This is a genomic window from Acidovorax sp. GW835-FHT14G06, assembly GCF_058793595.1.
Window position 1 is genome coordinate 56,299 of the sequence record NZ_JBXAGA010000009.1, and the last position, 12,071, is coordinate 68,369.

Below are 12,071 nucleotides of genomic sequence, written 5' to 3' on the forward strand. Positions count from 1 at the left end.
CATGAACGCCACCTTCGCAACTTTGCTGGCAGCCGTGGCCAGCGCTGCAGTGACCGTGGCGGCCGAGGCCGCCCCCCAGTCATCGCCTGGCGCCCAGGGCAGCGCCATCGTGGTGCAAGACCAGGCCAGTCTGCGCGCTGCACCGCGCGATGGTGCCCAGCAGCAGGCCAGCCTGTGGCAGGGCGAAGTGCTCGAAGTGCGTGGCGAGCGCCTCGACTACTTGCAGGTGTGGGACCACAAGCGCGAGCGCGGTGGCTTCATCCGCGCCAGCGATGTGCGCCGCGTGGCCCTGACCGAGGCGGAAGGCCCCGCGCTGCTGGCCGTGATGCGCTTTGTGCAGGAAACGCCGGGCGCTGAAGCGCTGGGCATTGGCCTCACCGCCGCCTACTTGCAAGCCGCGCCCGCCAAGGCCCTGGCGGGTGTGGAGGGTGCCCAGGCTTTCGATGCCCTGGGCACCTTTGCCGACCGCCTGGCGCGCCGTGCCTCGGTGGCCGTGCCGGGCAAGGCATCGGGTGCCACGTTGTCGGCCCATCTGGATGTGGCCAACGGCTACGGCGTGCGCTTTGCCACCTACGAGGTCGAAGGCCGCATGCAGGTCTGCTACGAGGGCGAGGCCTTTCGCCGCCTGCTGGCCATGCCCGTGGCCGATGCCGAGCAGCGCGCCCGTGCCGTCCTGGCGCTGACCCGCCCCGAATGCATCAACCCCGATCTGCCCGCACACGAGCGTGCCAAGGTCACCACCTGGCAGGCTGAGGTACTGGAGCGCGTGGACGTGGCGGGTCTGCCCGGCTACCTGCGCAACCGTGTACAGATGCGCCGCTCCAGCGTGTGGGGTGCTGCAGCGTTCCAGCAGGCGCGTAAGAACGCGGCCGACCCGGCTGTGGCCGCCGCCGCTGCACGTGCCCTGACGGAATTCACCGGCGTGAGCAAGGCCGAGCTGCCTGACGAGGACCAGAGCGCCTACAACGACGCCGCCATGCGGGTGAGTGCGGTGCGCTGGGCGCTGGTGCCTGCTGTTGTGCCTGTCACCTCGGCCGCCAGCACTCGCCCCACGCTGCTGACTGAGCCTGGCGCCCCCGGCGAAACCTGCGTGCTGCTGGTGGACGCGCAGCACAGCGTCAAGGCCCCGCTGCTGCGCCGCTGCACCTACGGTGTGGTGTGGACTGCATCGGCCAGCACCAACCGCGAAGGCACAGCTTTGGCCCTGGCCGTGCAGCCCATGGAGGGCTGGCGCGAGCTGTGGGTGCTGCGCAAGACTGAAGGTGGCTGGCTGGCCGATGTGCTGCCGCCTGCCGCCGCCACGCCCGAGACCGGCGTGGCCGAATGGGCGGGCTGGGTGCCCGGCGGCCAGCAGATGCTGGTGGCGCGCGAAGCCCGGGGCCAGGGCCGCTACCGCAAGAGTTTTGAGGTGGTGCGGCTGGAGGGCTTGACCACCGAGCGCGTGACGGGCGATGTGGCAGTGCTGCCCCTGTTCCAGCGTTGGCAGGATCCTGCGTGGAAGCGCCAGACGCTGAGCCTGCGTTGAGCGAAGTGGGGGACGGCCGATGAGGGCTTGATGGAGTCCGTAAACTTGGCCCCCTCTTCTTCGTTCCCGAATGCCTGCTTCATGTCCCTAGCCGCTATCCCTTTGCTGTCCACGTTGCTGACCCGCGTGGACGCCGCCATCATCGACCTGGACGGCACCATGGTGGACACCATGGGAGACTTCAACGAAGCGCTCAACCGCATGCTGCGCGAGTTGGCCCTGCCATCCATCGCTGCCCGGACGATCGAGCACATGGTGGGCAAAGGCTCGGAGCATTTGCTGCGTTCGGTGCTCCATCATGTTCTGGCGCAGATGAATCATGCTGCTATTGCTACTGAAATTGAAGCGTTGTATCCATCGGCCTGGGCCAGCTACCAACGCCACTATCTTGCCATCAATGGCCAGTACGCCGGGGTGTATGACGGTGTGGAGGCGGGGCTCCAGGCTTTGCGCGCCCGGGGTCTGCGTCTCGCCTGCCTGACCAACAAGCCGCGGGACTTTGCACTGCCACTGCTGCAATCCAAGGGGCTTGGCGGGTATTTCGAGAAGGTCTTTGGCGGCGACTCGTTCGAGCGCAAGAAGCCCGACCCACTGCCGCTGCTCAAGACCTGCGAAGCCTTGGGCACGAACCCTGCGCGCACGCTGATGGTGGGCGACTCCACCAACGATGCGCAGGCAGCACGTGCCGCAGGGTGCCCTGTGGTGCTGGTCACTTATGGCTACAACCACGGGCAGCCGGTGCGGGCTGTCGATGCTGATGGTTTTGTGGATTCGCTGTTGCAGTTGTCGTAGCGTTCGGGGCGCTGACTGACCGCTGCCTCTGCATCAGGCGGTGAGCTGACGGGGAGCTACTTTGCGGTACTCCAGCCGGGATGCGCTGGGTGCGCTGTTGCGCACAGGCGTGGTGGCTGTGGCTGCGTTGCCAGGGTGTTCTGCCTGGGCCGACAGGCGGAACACCGCCACGGCATCCACCAGCTGGCCGGCCTGGGTCTTGAGGCTGTCGGCAGCGGCGGCGCTTTGTTCCACCAGGGCGGCGTTCTGCTGCGTGGCTTGGTCCATCTGGGTGATGGCCTCGCCGACTTGCGAAACGCCCTGGCTTTGCTCGCTGCTGGCGGCGCTGATCTCGCCCATGATATCGGTCACGCGGCGGATGGCGCTGACCACTTCGGTCATTGTGGCTCCGGCCTTGTCCACCAGGGCCGTGCCGCGCTCCACACGCTCGACACTGGTGCCGATCAGACCCTTGATCTCCTTGGCTGCTTCGGCGCTGCGTTGCGCGAGGCTGCGCACCTCACCGGCCACCACCGCGAAGCCCCGGCCCTGCTCGCCCGCGCGGGCGGCCTCCACGGCCGCGTTCAGCGCCAGGATGTTGGTCTGGAAGGCGATGCCGTCGATCACGCTGATGATGTCGGCGATCTTGCGGCTGCTGTCGTTGATTCCCTTCATGGTGTCCACCACCTCGGCCACCACGTCGCCCCCTTGCTGGGCCACAGTGGATGCACTCACGGCCAGCTGGTTCGCGGTGCGGGCGTTGTCGGCGTTTTGGCGCACGGTGGAGCCCAGTTCTTCCATCGATGCGGCAGTTTCTTCCAGTGCGCTGGCTTGTTGCTCTGTACGGGCACTCAGGTCGTTGTTACCCGATGCGATTTCGGCACTGGCAGTGGCCACACCTTCGGCGCTGTGGCGCACGTTGCCCACGATGGTGGCCAGGCGTGATTGCATGGTGGACAGCGCCTGCAGCAACTGGCCGGTCTCGTCACTGCCACTGGCGGTGATGGGGTGGGTCAGGTCGCCATCTGCGATGCTCTCGGCAGCTTGCTGACCCTGCTGCAGGGGGCGCACGATGGAGCGGGTGACCGTCAGGCCCATCAATGCACCGAGCGCAACGGCTACCAGCGTGCCCACGCCCAGCAGCACCTGGCTGGCCTTGGCCAGGGTGGAGGTGTCGGCCTGGCTTTCGGCCAGCTGGGCCGCCATGGTCTTGCGCAGGTCGTCGAGGGATTGGAGGTATTTGTCTGCCAGCGGGCGCAGGTCCTTGTCTACCAGGGAGGGCACATTGGGTTCGCCACCACGGTGCAGTTCGCGGATTTCGTTGAGCTTGTCGTTGTAGGCCTGCCGGGCCGTCGCAATCGCTGCAAGAAGCCCCTTGGCCCGGTCACCTTGCACGAGGGCCTCAATGCGCTTGACCTTGGCTTCCATGTCCTTCGCCGTTGCCTGCGTGTCGGCGGTGAGCTTGTCCATGTAGTCGCGGTCGATGGCCTTGAGGAAGGCCTCGGTGCGCACCCAGTTCAGGCGGATGTCCGACGCCCAGTCTTCCACCAGGGTTTGCTGCTCGATCTCCTGGGTGGCTACGCGCTCACTGGCACTTTGAAGGCTGTCAATGCGCCACATCCCTGTGGCCGCAATGAGCGCCGTGATGAGAAGAATGGCGCCGAAGGATGCGCCCAGGCGCAGGCCGACGGAAAGGTTGCTGAGTTTCATGATGGTGTCTGGCGCGAAAGGGGGCAGGGGGCAGAAGGGGCGTTACAGACGGCTCGTTGCGGGGCGCGGGTAGCGCACAAAGCTCGGTTCAGGCCGTGGCCTCGGGCGCTGCGGGTGCACGCAGCGGGAGGCCGGTTGTCGAGTTATCAAAAATAAGCTGGAAGGGTTGTGCAATGGCTGAAGCGAATACTGAGGCACAGGCTACTCCCGGGTAGGGGGCGCGTCTGTCGGGCGCGCGACAGCCTTTGCCGGGAGCGCGTGGGTGTTTGCCCTAGGACAACTAGGACGAGGACTGGGCGGTCTTGCCTAGCAAGGCGTCCTTGAGCTTCCAGTCGGCAGGCGCATTGCCCAGCCAGATACCCAGCAATGCGTTGAAGAACTCAGGCTCCTTGAACGGCTCTCCCTGCGGCTTGCCCTTGACGGTGATGATGGTGCCGGTACCGGGAATCCAGTCGATCTGGAACTGGTCTCCCGCCACCAGCTTCTTGTGGTCCGAGAAGATCTGGCTCATGCGGAGCACCCCAGGAATGAGCTTGGAGAATGCCGCGCGGTCCATGTTGTCCTCCATGCCGCGCGAGAACAGCTTGCCCAGCTCGGTGGAGTCGATGTCGCGCAGCATGGTGATGCTCATGCGCTTGGGGCCCTTCTGGGCCATGACATCGGCGGGCGTGCCGGCTTTCTTTTCAAGATAAAGCCCCGCCGTGTACACCTTGAACACTGCCTTGTAGCGCACCCCTGCGCCGTTGAGCTGCAGGTTGCTGCCGCTCAGGCTGGCGGTTTCTTCGTATTTCACGTCGGCCACGGTAATGGGCTGGGCAATGGCACTGGCTGCCAACAGGCAGGCTCCGGCCATCACAGCGCATCGCGTCAGGAATTTCATGCGCAGCTCCTAAAAAAGAACGGTCGTTCGTTTCAAATTGTTGCAGCGCTCCTGTCGGGCCGCAACAGGGTTTTCGAGTGGTTGTGCGATCTCGCCTTGAGAGTCGTCAACTCAGGCCATGAAAAAAGCTTTGCTACACTTTGGCCCATGTTCATTCACCACGTGTTCATCACAGGTTGCAGCGACCGGGGAGCCTGGCCCTGGCGTCAGCCTGTCGCTTTGAACGCCTGATGGCACCTGGGCAGCAGCCCCAGCGTGCACCCGTGGCCTCCACCCGCAGCGGTGGGGCCGATTGAATGGACCGCAGCGCCCCTTTTCCATTGCACAGGGACACGCGCTGCGACAGCTGGGAGCCCTCCCCGTGATCACAGAACTTGAATTCAAAAGCCTGGCCAGCGAAGGCTACAACCGCATTCCGCTCATGGCCGAGGCCTTTGCGGACCTGGAAACTCCGCTCTCGCTCTATCTGAAGCTGGCGTACACCAAAGACGGCGGCAAGCACAGCTTCCTGCTCGAATCCGTGGTGGGCGGCGAGCGCTTCGGGCGCTACAGCTTCATTGGCCTGCCCGCCCGCACCCTGCTGCGCGCCAGCGGCTTTGGCGACCAAGCCAAGACCGAGGTGGTGACCGACGGTCAGGTGGTCGAGACAGCGCAAGGCAATCCGCTCGATTTCATCGAGGCCTACCAAAAGCGTTTCAAAGTGGCTTTGCGCCCCGGGCTGCCGCGTTTTTGTGGCGGCCTGGCCGGTTACTTCGGCTACGACGCGGTGCGCTACATCGAAAAGAAGCTGGAGACCACCTGCCCACCCGACACCCTGGGCTGCCCCGACATCCTGCTGCTGCAGTGCGAGGAGCTGGCCGTCATCGACAACCTCTCGGGCAAGCTCTACCTCATTGTCTACGCCGACCCGGCCCAGCCGGAGGCGTACGCCAAGGCCAAGAAGCGCCTGCGCGAGCTGAAAGAGCAGCTCAAGTATTCGGTGAGCGCCCCCGTGGTCAAGGCCACCGAAAGCCACCCCGCCCAGCGCGACTTTGCCAAGGCCGACTACCTGGCCGCCGTGGAGCGCGCCAAGGAGCTGATTGCCGCAGGCGACTTCATGCAGGTGCAGGTGGGCCAGCGCATCCACAAGCGCTACACCGAGTCGCCCCTGTCGCTGTACCGCGCGCTGCGTTCGCTGAACCCGTCGCCGTACATGTATTTCTACGACTTTGGCGACTTCCATGTGGTGGGCGCCAGCCCCGAGATCCTGGTGCGTCAAGAGAAGACCGACGAAGGCACCAAGGTCACCATCCGCCCCCTGGCCGGAACCCGCCCGCGTGGCGCCACGCCCGAGAAAGACAAGGCCACCGAGGTCGAACTCATCAACGACCCCAAGGAACGTGCTGAGCACGTGATGCTCATCGACCTGGCGCGCAACGACATCGGCCGCATCGCCAAAACCGGCACCGTGAAGGTGACCGAGGCCTTTGCCGTGGAGCGCTACAGCCACGTGATGCACATCGTGAGCAACGTGGAAGGGATCCTGCACGACGGCATGACCAGCATGGACGTGCTCAAGGCCACCTTCCCCGCCGGCACACTCACCGGCGCGCCCAAGGTGCACGCCATGGAACTCATCGACCAGCTGGAACCCACCAAACGCGGCCTGTACGGCGGCGCCTGCGGCTACCTGAGCTACGCGGGCGATATGGACGTGGCGATTGCGATCCGAACCGGCATTATCAAGAACGGCACGCTGTACGTGCAGGCCGCCGCCGGTGTGGTGGCTGACTCGGTGCCCGAGCTGGAATGGAAAGAAACCGAACACAAGGCCCGTGCGCTGCTGCGTGCCGCAGAGCTGGTCGAGGAGGGGCTGGAATGACCCGCGCCATTGCCAAAGTGAAGGCCTGCACCACCATGCAGGATGTGCGCCGCGAAGTGAACGCGCTGGACGACGTGCTGGTGCCCCTGCTGGTGGAGCGCGTGGGCTACATGACCCAGGCCGCCCGCATCAAGCAAGGTGTGGAGCAGGTGCGCGACGAAGCGCGCATTGAGGCCATCGTGGCCCGCGTGCGGGAGCGCGCCCAGGCCGAAGGCGGTGACGCCGACGTGATGGAAGCCATCTACCGCAGCCTCATGGAAGCCTGCATTGCATATGAACACCGCGAGTTCGCCCGTCTGCGCGAGCCCGCCCTTGCCGGGAGCGCCGCATGAAACTCTTGATGGTCGACAACTACGACAGCTTCACTTACAACATCGTCCAGTACTTTGGTGAACTGGGCGCCGAGGTCGAGGTGTTCCGCAACGACGAGATCACCGTGGCCGAGATCGAGGCGCGCCTCAACGCGGGTCAGCTCGACCGCCTGGTGATTTCGCCCGGGCCTTGCTCGCCTGCGGAGGCGGGCATCTCGGTGGCCGCGATCAAGCACTTTGCTGGCAAGCTGCCCATCCTGGGCGTGTGCCTGGGCCACCAGAGCATTGGCGCGGCCTTCGGCGGCAACATCATCCGCGCGCAGGAGCTGATGCACGGCAAGACCAGCGTCATCACCACCACGCAAAAGGGCGTGTTTGCCGGGCTACCCGAACAGTTCACCGTCAACCGCTACCACTCGCTCGCCATCGAGCGCGCCACCTGCCCCGATGTGCTGGAGGTGACGGCCTGGACGGAGGACGGCGAGATCATGGGCGTGCGCCACAAGACGCTGGCGATCGAAGGCGTGCAGTTCCACCCCGAAAGCATCCTCACCGAACACGGCCACGCCATGCTCAAGAACTTTCTGGAGCAGCGCACATGATCATCGACGCCCACCAGCTGGTGATGTTTATCGCCGCAGGCTGGCTGCTCAACCTCACGCCAGGCCCCGATGTGCTTTACATCGTGACCAACGCGCTCAAGTCCGGCACCCGCGCTGGCATCGTGGCGGGCCTGGGCATCACGGCTGGGTGTTTTGTGCACATCTTTGCGGCCGCCGTGGGCGTGGGCGCGCTGCTAGCCGCATCGGCCACGGCGTTCACCGTGCTCAAGTGGATCGGTGCCGCGTACCTGATGTGGATGGGTGTGCGCATGCTGTTGTCCAAGTCCGGTGCCGATGGGGGCAACAGCGCAGCGCTGGCAGCCGCGCAGGCGGCCCCTGCGCAGCACACACCGCTGCGCAAGGTGTTCCTCGGTGGCTTCTGGACCAATGTGCTCAACCCCAAGGTCGCGATCTTCTTCCTGGCCTTTGTGCCGCAGTTCATCGCGCCGGGCGCGGACAACAAGGCGCTGGCCTTTGTGCTGTTGGGCGTGCTGTTCAACCTCAACGCCATCCCCGTCAACGTGGGCTGGGCGCTGGCGGCATCGTGGATGGCACGGCGCGCCGGGGTGATCCAGCGCGGCATGCACTGGCTGGACCGCGTGGCCGGGGCCATGTTCATCGGCTTCGGGCTCAAGCTGGCCTTCACGGACCAGCCCTCAGCATAAATACCAGGAGACATTCCATGCCCATTACCCCCCAGGAAGCGCTGCAGCGCACCATCGAGCACCGCGAAATCTTCCACGACGAGATGCTGCACCTGATGCGGCTCATCATGAACGGCGAACTCTCGCCCGTCATGACCGCGTCCATCATCACCGGCCTGCGCGTGAAGAAGGAAACCATCGGCGAGATCACCGCTGCCGCGCAGGTGATGCGCGAGTTCAGCACCAAGGTGCACGTCAAGGACGCGACCCACATGGTGGACATCGTGGGTACGGGCGGCGACGGAGCCAACACCTTCAACATCTCCACCTGCTCGATGTTCGTGGCCGCCGCAGCGGGCGCCAAGGTCAGCAAACATGGCGGGCGCGGTGTGTCGAGCAAAAGCGGCAGCGCCGATGTGATGGAGGCCCTGGGCATCCACATCAACCTCAAGCCCGAGCAGATCGCCCAGTGCATCGCTGAAGTGGGCATCGGCTTCATGTTTGCGCCCAACCACCACCCGGCCATGAAGAACGTGGCCCCGGTGCGCAAGGAACTGGGCGTGCGCACCATCTTCAACATCCTGGGCCCGCTGACCAACCCGGCCGGTGCGCCCAACATCTTGATGGGCGTGTTCCACCCCGACCTCGTCGGTATCCAGGTGCGCGCGCTGCAGCGCCTGGGCGCCGAACACGCGCTGGTGGTGTACGGCCGTGACGGCATGGACGAAGTGAGCCTGGGCGCCGCCACGCTGGTCGGTGAGCTGAAGAACGGCCAGATCACCGAATACGAGATCCACCCTGAAGACTTCGGCCTGCCGATGGCCAGCAACCGGGCGCTCAAGGTCGAAACACCCGAGCAGTCGCGTGAGATGCTGATCGGCGTGCTGAAGGGCGAACCCGGTGCCGCGCAGGACATCGTCTGCCTGAATGCAGGCGTGGCCCTGTACGCCGCCAACGTGGCCGAGTCCATCCAGACGGGCATTGCCAAGGCACGCGCTGCGATTGCCTCCGGCGCCGCGCTGGCCAAGCTGGAGCAGGTGGTCACGCGCACGCATGCGCTGGCCACAGCGGTCTGATACGGCGGCCTGACCCAGCCATGTGGCACAACCCGGGCACCTGGATCGCACTGGGCGTCTCTGCCCTGTTCATCGTAGCCGGGGTCGTGATGCACCGCGTGTTCACCCGCATTCTGAAACAGGGCTCCGCTGAGCCCACCGAAACCGACAAGGCAGCCAACCATGAGTAGTGACATCCTCAACAAGATCGTGGCCGTCAAGCACGAAGAAGTGGCCGCCGCCAAAAAGCGCCTGCCGTTCGATGCCATGCGCGCCGATGCCGAGAGCCGCGTGCTCACGCGCGACTTTGAAGGCGCGCTGCGGGCCAAGATCGCCAAGGGCCAGGCGGCGGTGATTGCCGAGGTCAAGAAGGCCAGCCCCAGCAAGGGCGTGCTGCGCGCTGACTTCGAGCCCGCTGACATTGCGCAAAGCTATATGGAAGGCGATGGCAAGGTCAGCGCGGCCTGCCTGTCGGTGCTGACCGACCGGCAGTTCTTTCAGGGCCAGCCCGACTACCTGAAGCAGGCCCGTGCCAGCACCTTGCTGCCCGTGCTGCGCAAGGACTTCATGGTGGATGCGTACCAGATCTACGAATCCCGCGCCATGGGCGCCGATGCCATCCTGCTGATCGCTGCCTGCCTGGATGACGCGCAGATGGCTGATTTCGAGGCCATTGCCCGCAGCCTGGACATGGCCGTGCTGGTGGAGGTGCACGACCGCCCCGAGCTGGAGCGGGCGCTCAAGCTCAAGACCCCGCTGGTCGGCATCAACAACCGCAACCTGCGCACGTTTGAAGTCACGCTGGACACCACCCTGGGCATGCTCAAGGATGTGCCTGCGGACCGTTTGCTGGTCACCGAGTCCGGCATCCTCAAGCCTGCCGATGTGAAGACCATGCGCGACGCGGGTGTGCACGCCTTTCTGGTGGGCGAGGCCTTCATGCGGGCGGATGACCCCGGCCTGGCGCTGGCCAAGCTGTTCGCTTGATAGTGATCGATTACTATGTTTTTGATAGCTGCTGGAGCATATGTAACTAGCGCTACCAGCCCGTTTCGCCATGAATTCCTCTGAAATGCCCGCCACGCAACTCCAGACGGCCCAACCCGCCGACTGGCCGGTGGCCACTGGCTGGCAGCCCTTGGTGGACGCCTTTTTTGCAGGCGCGCGTGGGCAGGCGTTGCTCGCTCACTTGCAGGCGCGGCTGCAGGCCGGGGCTGCGATCTTTCCGCCCCAGCCGTTGCGCGCGCTGGACCTGACGCCACCCGAAGACGTGCGCGTGGTCATCCTGGGGCAGGACCCGTACCACGGCCGGGGCCAGGCCGAGGGTCTGGCATTTTCGGTGGCGCCGGGCGTGCGGCTGCCACCCTCGCTGCAGAACATCTTCAAGGAAATGCAGCGCGACCTGGGGGTGGCGTTTCCCCCGTTCCCGAACCCCGGCGGTAGCCTGGTCAAGTGGGCAAAAAATGGCGTGCTGCTGCTCAACACCTGCCTCACGGTGGAAGAGGGCCAAGCCGCCAGTCATGCGGGCAAGGGCTGGGAAGAGCTGACCGACACCGTCATCCGCCATGTGGCCGAAGGCCCGCGCCCGGTGGTGTTCATGCTCTGGGGCTCGCACGCCCAGTCCAAGCGCGCCTGGATTCCGGCAGACCGGGGGCACCTGGTGCTCACCTCCAACCACCCCTCGCCACTGTCCGCGCTGCGTCCGCCCGTGCCCTTCATCGGCAACGGGCACTTTGGCAAGGCGCGAGATTTTCGCGCGCAGCACGGGTACTGAGCGGCCTTTGCCTCACCCGGGCCCCGGCAACCGCCCCCTGAGCAACTCCAGAAACGCCTGCGCCGCCACCGGCAGGCTGCGCCCGGCCAGGGTCTGGATCTCGACATCGCGCAGGTCCATGCCGGGGTCGCTGATGGGCAGGGCCACGATGGCGTGTTCTGCCACCAGGTGGCGCACGGCGATCTCGCTGGCCACAGACAATCCGCCCCCCTGCTGCACAAAGTTGACCACCGTCTTGACATGGTTGCTGATGAGCACAGCCTCCAGCTGCAGTCCCTGGCGGCTGCAGACGATGTCGATCATCTGGCGGACCGTGGTTTCGGCGGGAGGCAACGCCAAGGGGTATTCGGCCATCTGCGCCAGGGTCACGCTGTCTGCGCCGGCCAGGGGGTGGCCGGGGGGCAGCAGGGCCAGCACCGGGGCGCTCTGGCGGTAGGCCACGTCGATGTCCTTGTGCGGCGCGCGGCTGAAGCACAGTCCGATGTCGGCCGCGCCGCTTCGCACGGCGTCGGGCACCTGGGCGGTCGGCAACGCGATCACGCTGAACTGCACGCCCACATGGGTGCGCTGAAACTCCACACACAGGCGCGGCACCAGCTCGTTGGCAAAGGCGTCGGACGTGGCCAGGCGCACCCGGCCCGCACGCAGGCCCTGCAGGGCACCGATCTCGCCCAGCGCGCGTTCGGCGTCCAGCACCGTTCGGCGCGCGTGCACAGCCAGAATCTCGCCAGCTGCCGTCAGCACCATGCCACGCGGGTGGCGTTCAAAGAGGGGCGTGCCCAGCTGGGTCTCCAGCCCCGCGATCTGGCGGCTCAACGCCGAGGCGGCCACATGCAGGCGGGCTGAAGCTTCGGTGAGCGATCCGCTCTGCGCCACTTCCAGAAAGTAGCGCAGTGTGGTGTCTTGCAGCAGGTGAGGGCGCATGCGGGAGGGTTCTC

General features: G+C 65.6%; 13 protein-coding genes. 10 read left to right on the plus strand and 3 right to left on the minus strand.

Translation table 11 applies throughout. From position 1 onward, the window contains the following. Position 1: 1 nt before the first annotated feature. Both AC1Q64_RS16760 and gph read left to right on the plus strand, forming a co-directional pair. On the plus strand, positions 2-1,525 hold the full coding sequence (locus tag AC1Q64_RS16760; RefSeq protein WP_492252120.1) for a hypothetical protein: 1,524 nt from the start codon (positions 2-4) through the stop codon (positions 1,523-1,525). An 81-nt stretch (positions 1,526-1,606) separates the two neighbouring features. Then, positions 1,607-2,317 carry a phosphoglycolate phosphatase gene (gene gph, locus AC1Q64_RS16765; protein ID WP_492252121.1) on the plus strand — a complete coding sequence of 237 codons (711 nt, stop codon included), beginning with the start codon at positions 1,607-1,609 and terminating at the stop codon, positions 2,315-2,317. Between the two features lie 33 nt (positions 2,318-2,350). On the opposite strand, the gene AC1Q64_RS16770 is transcribed toward gph, so the two are convergent. Together AC1Q64_RS16770 and AC1Q64_RS16775 are read right to left on the minus strand one after the other, a co-directional pair. Continuing rightward, positions 2,351-4,006, minus strand: a complete 1,656-nt coding sequence (locus tag AC1Q64_RS16770; RefSeq protein ID WP_492252122.1) for a methyl-accepting chemotaxis protein — start codon at positions 4,004-4,006, stop codon at positions 2,351-2,353. A gap of 280 nt (positions 4,007-4,286) precedes the next feature. After that, positions 4,287-4,886 (minus strand): chalcone isomerase family protein, encoded by a 600-nt coding sequence (locus AC1Q64_RS16775; protein ID WP_291432787.1) that lies wholly within the window; start codon positions 4,884-4,886, stop codon positions 4,287-4,289. 361 nt (positions 4,887-5,247) lie between these two features. Between AC1Q64_RS16775 and trpE the strand changes: the two genes are divergently transcribed. The 8 genes from trpE to AC1Q64_RS16815 all read left to right on the plus strand — a co-directional run bounded on the left by trpE (position 5,248) and on the right by AC1Q64_RS16815 (position 11,133). After that, positions 5,248-6,747: an anthranilate synthase component I gene (gene trpE, locus AC1Q64_RS16780; RefSeq protein WP_492252123.1), complete on the plus strand. Its 1,500-nt coding sequence runs from the start codon at positions 5,248-5,250 to the stop codon at positions 6,745-6,747. Further along, positions 6,744-7,079, plus strand: coding sequence for a chorismate mutase (locus AC1Q64_RS16785; protein WP_099656915.1), 336 nt, complete (start codon positions 6,744-6,746; stop codon positions 7,077-7,079). Before trpE ends, AC1Q64_RS16785 begins: the two co-directional genes overlap by 4 nt. Continuing rightward, the gene (locus AC1Q64_RS16790; RefSeq protein ID WP_121941202.1) at positions 7,076-7,660 is read left to right on the plus strand and encodes an aminodeoxychorismate/anthranilate synthase component II; all 585 of its coding nucleotides are present in this window, start codon (positions 7,076-7,078) and stop codon (positions 7,658-7,660) included. The genes AC1Q64_RS16785 and AC1Q64_RS16790 overlap by 4 nt, the downstream gene beginning before the upstream one ends. Continuing rightward, complete coding sequence (locus AC1Q64_RS16795) at positions 7,657-8,325, plus strand: LysE family translocator (RefSeq protein WP_492252124.1); 669 nt, start codon at positions 7,657-7,659, stop codon at positions 8,323-8,325. The genes AC1Q64_RS16790 and AC1Q64_RS16795 overlap by 4 nt, the downstream gene beginning before the upstream one ends. A gap of 17 nt (positions 8,326-8,342) precedes the next feature. Beyond that, positions 8,343-9,380: an anthranilate phosphoribosyltransferase gene (gene trpD, locus AC1Q64_RS16800; protein WP_056747856.1), complete on the plus strand. Its 1,038-nt coding sequence runs from the start codon at positions 8,343-8,345 to the stop codon at positions 9,378-9,380. A 20-nt stretch (positions 9,381-9,400) separates the two neighbouring features. Continuing rightward, positions 9,401-9,550, plus strand: a complete 150-nt coding sequence (locus AC1Q64_RS16805; RefSeq protein WP_199170866.1) for a hypothetical protein — start codon at positions 9,401-9,403, stop codon at positions 9,548-9,550. Beyond that, positions 9,543-10,346: an indole-3-glycerol phosphate synthase TrpC gene (trpC, locus tag AC1Q64_RS16810; protein WP_099731942.1), complete on the plus strand. Its 804-nt coding sequence runs from the start codon at positions 9,543-9,545 to the stop codon at positions 10,344-10,346. The genes AC1Q64_RS16805 and trpC overlap by 8 nt, the downstream gene beginning before the upstream one ends. A gap of 70 nt (positions 10,347-10,416) precedes the next feature. Further along, on the plus strand, positions 10,417-11,133 hold the full coding sequence (locus AC1Q64_RS16815; protein ID WP_492252125.1) for a uracil-DNA glycosylase: 717 nt from the start codon (positions 10,417-10,419) through the stop codon (positions 11,131-11,133). A 12-nt stretch (positions 11,134-11,145) separates the two neighbouring features. Here AC1Q64_RS16815 and AC1Q64_RS16820 read toward each other — a convergent pair whose 3' ends face one another. Beyond that, positions 11,146-12,057, minus strand: coding sequence for a LysR family transcriptional regulator (locus AC1Q64_RS16820; RefSeq protein WP_492252126.1), 912 nt, complete (start codon positions 12,055-12,057; stop codon positions 11,146-11,148). Between the last annotated feature and the right edge of the window lie 14 nt (positions 12,058-12,071).

What these genes read in the sequence shown, in the direction of transcription:
- trpD (WP_056747856.1), top strand. Translation starts at nt 8,343, where the DNA reads ATGCCCATTACCCCCCAGGAAGCGCTGCAGCGCACCATCGAGCACCGC.
- gph (WP_492252121.1), top strand. Translation starts at nt 1,607, where the DNA reads ATGTCCCTAGCCGCTATCCCTTTGCTGTCCACGTTGCTGACCCGCGTG.
- AC1Q64_RS16790 (WP_121941202.1), top strand. Translation starts at nt 7,076, where the DNA reads ATGAAACTCTTGATGGTCGACAACTACGACAGCTTCACTTACAACATC.
- AC1Q64_RS16770 (WP_492252122.1), bottom strand. Translation starts at nt 4,006, where the DNA reads ATGAAACTCAGCAACCTTTCCGTCGGCCTGCGCCTGGGCGCATCCTTC.
- AC1Q64_RS16760 (WP_492252120.1), top strand. Translation starts at nt 2, where the DNA reads ATGAACGCCACCTTCGCAACTTTGCTGGCAGCCGTGGCCAGCGCTGCA.
- AC1Q64_RS16775 (WP_291432787.1), bottom strand. Translation starts at nt 4,886, where the DNA reads ATGAAATTCCTGACGCGATGCGCTGTGATGGCCGGAGCCTGCCTGTTG.
- trpC (WP_099731942.1), top strand. Translation starts at nt 9,543, where the DNA reads ATGAGTAGTGACATCCTCAACAAGATCGTGGCCGTCAAGCACGAAGAA.
- AC1Q64_RS16805 (WP_199170866.1), top strand. Translation starts at nt 9,401, where the DNA reads ATGTGGCACAACCCGGGCACCTGGATCGCACTGGGCGTCTCTGCCCTG.
- AC1Q64_RS16795 (WP_492252124.1), top strand. Translation starts at nt 7,657, where the DNA reads ATGATCATCGACGCCCACCAGCTGGTGATGTTTATCGCCGCAGGCTGG.
- AC1Q64_RS16820 (WP_492252126.1), bottom strand. Translation starts at nt 12,057, where the DNA reads ATGCGCCCTCACCTGCTGCAAGACACCACACTGCGCTACTTTCTGGAA.
- AC1Q64_RS16815 (WP_492252125.1), top strand. Translation starts at nt 10,417, where the DNA reads ATGAATTCCTCTGAAATGCCCGCCACGCAACTCCAGACGGCCCAACCC.
- AC1Q64_RS16785 (WP_099656915.1), top strand. Translation starts at nt 6,744, where the DNA reads ATGACCCGCGCCATTGCCAAAGTGAAGGCCTGCACCACCATGCAGGAT.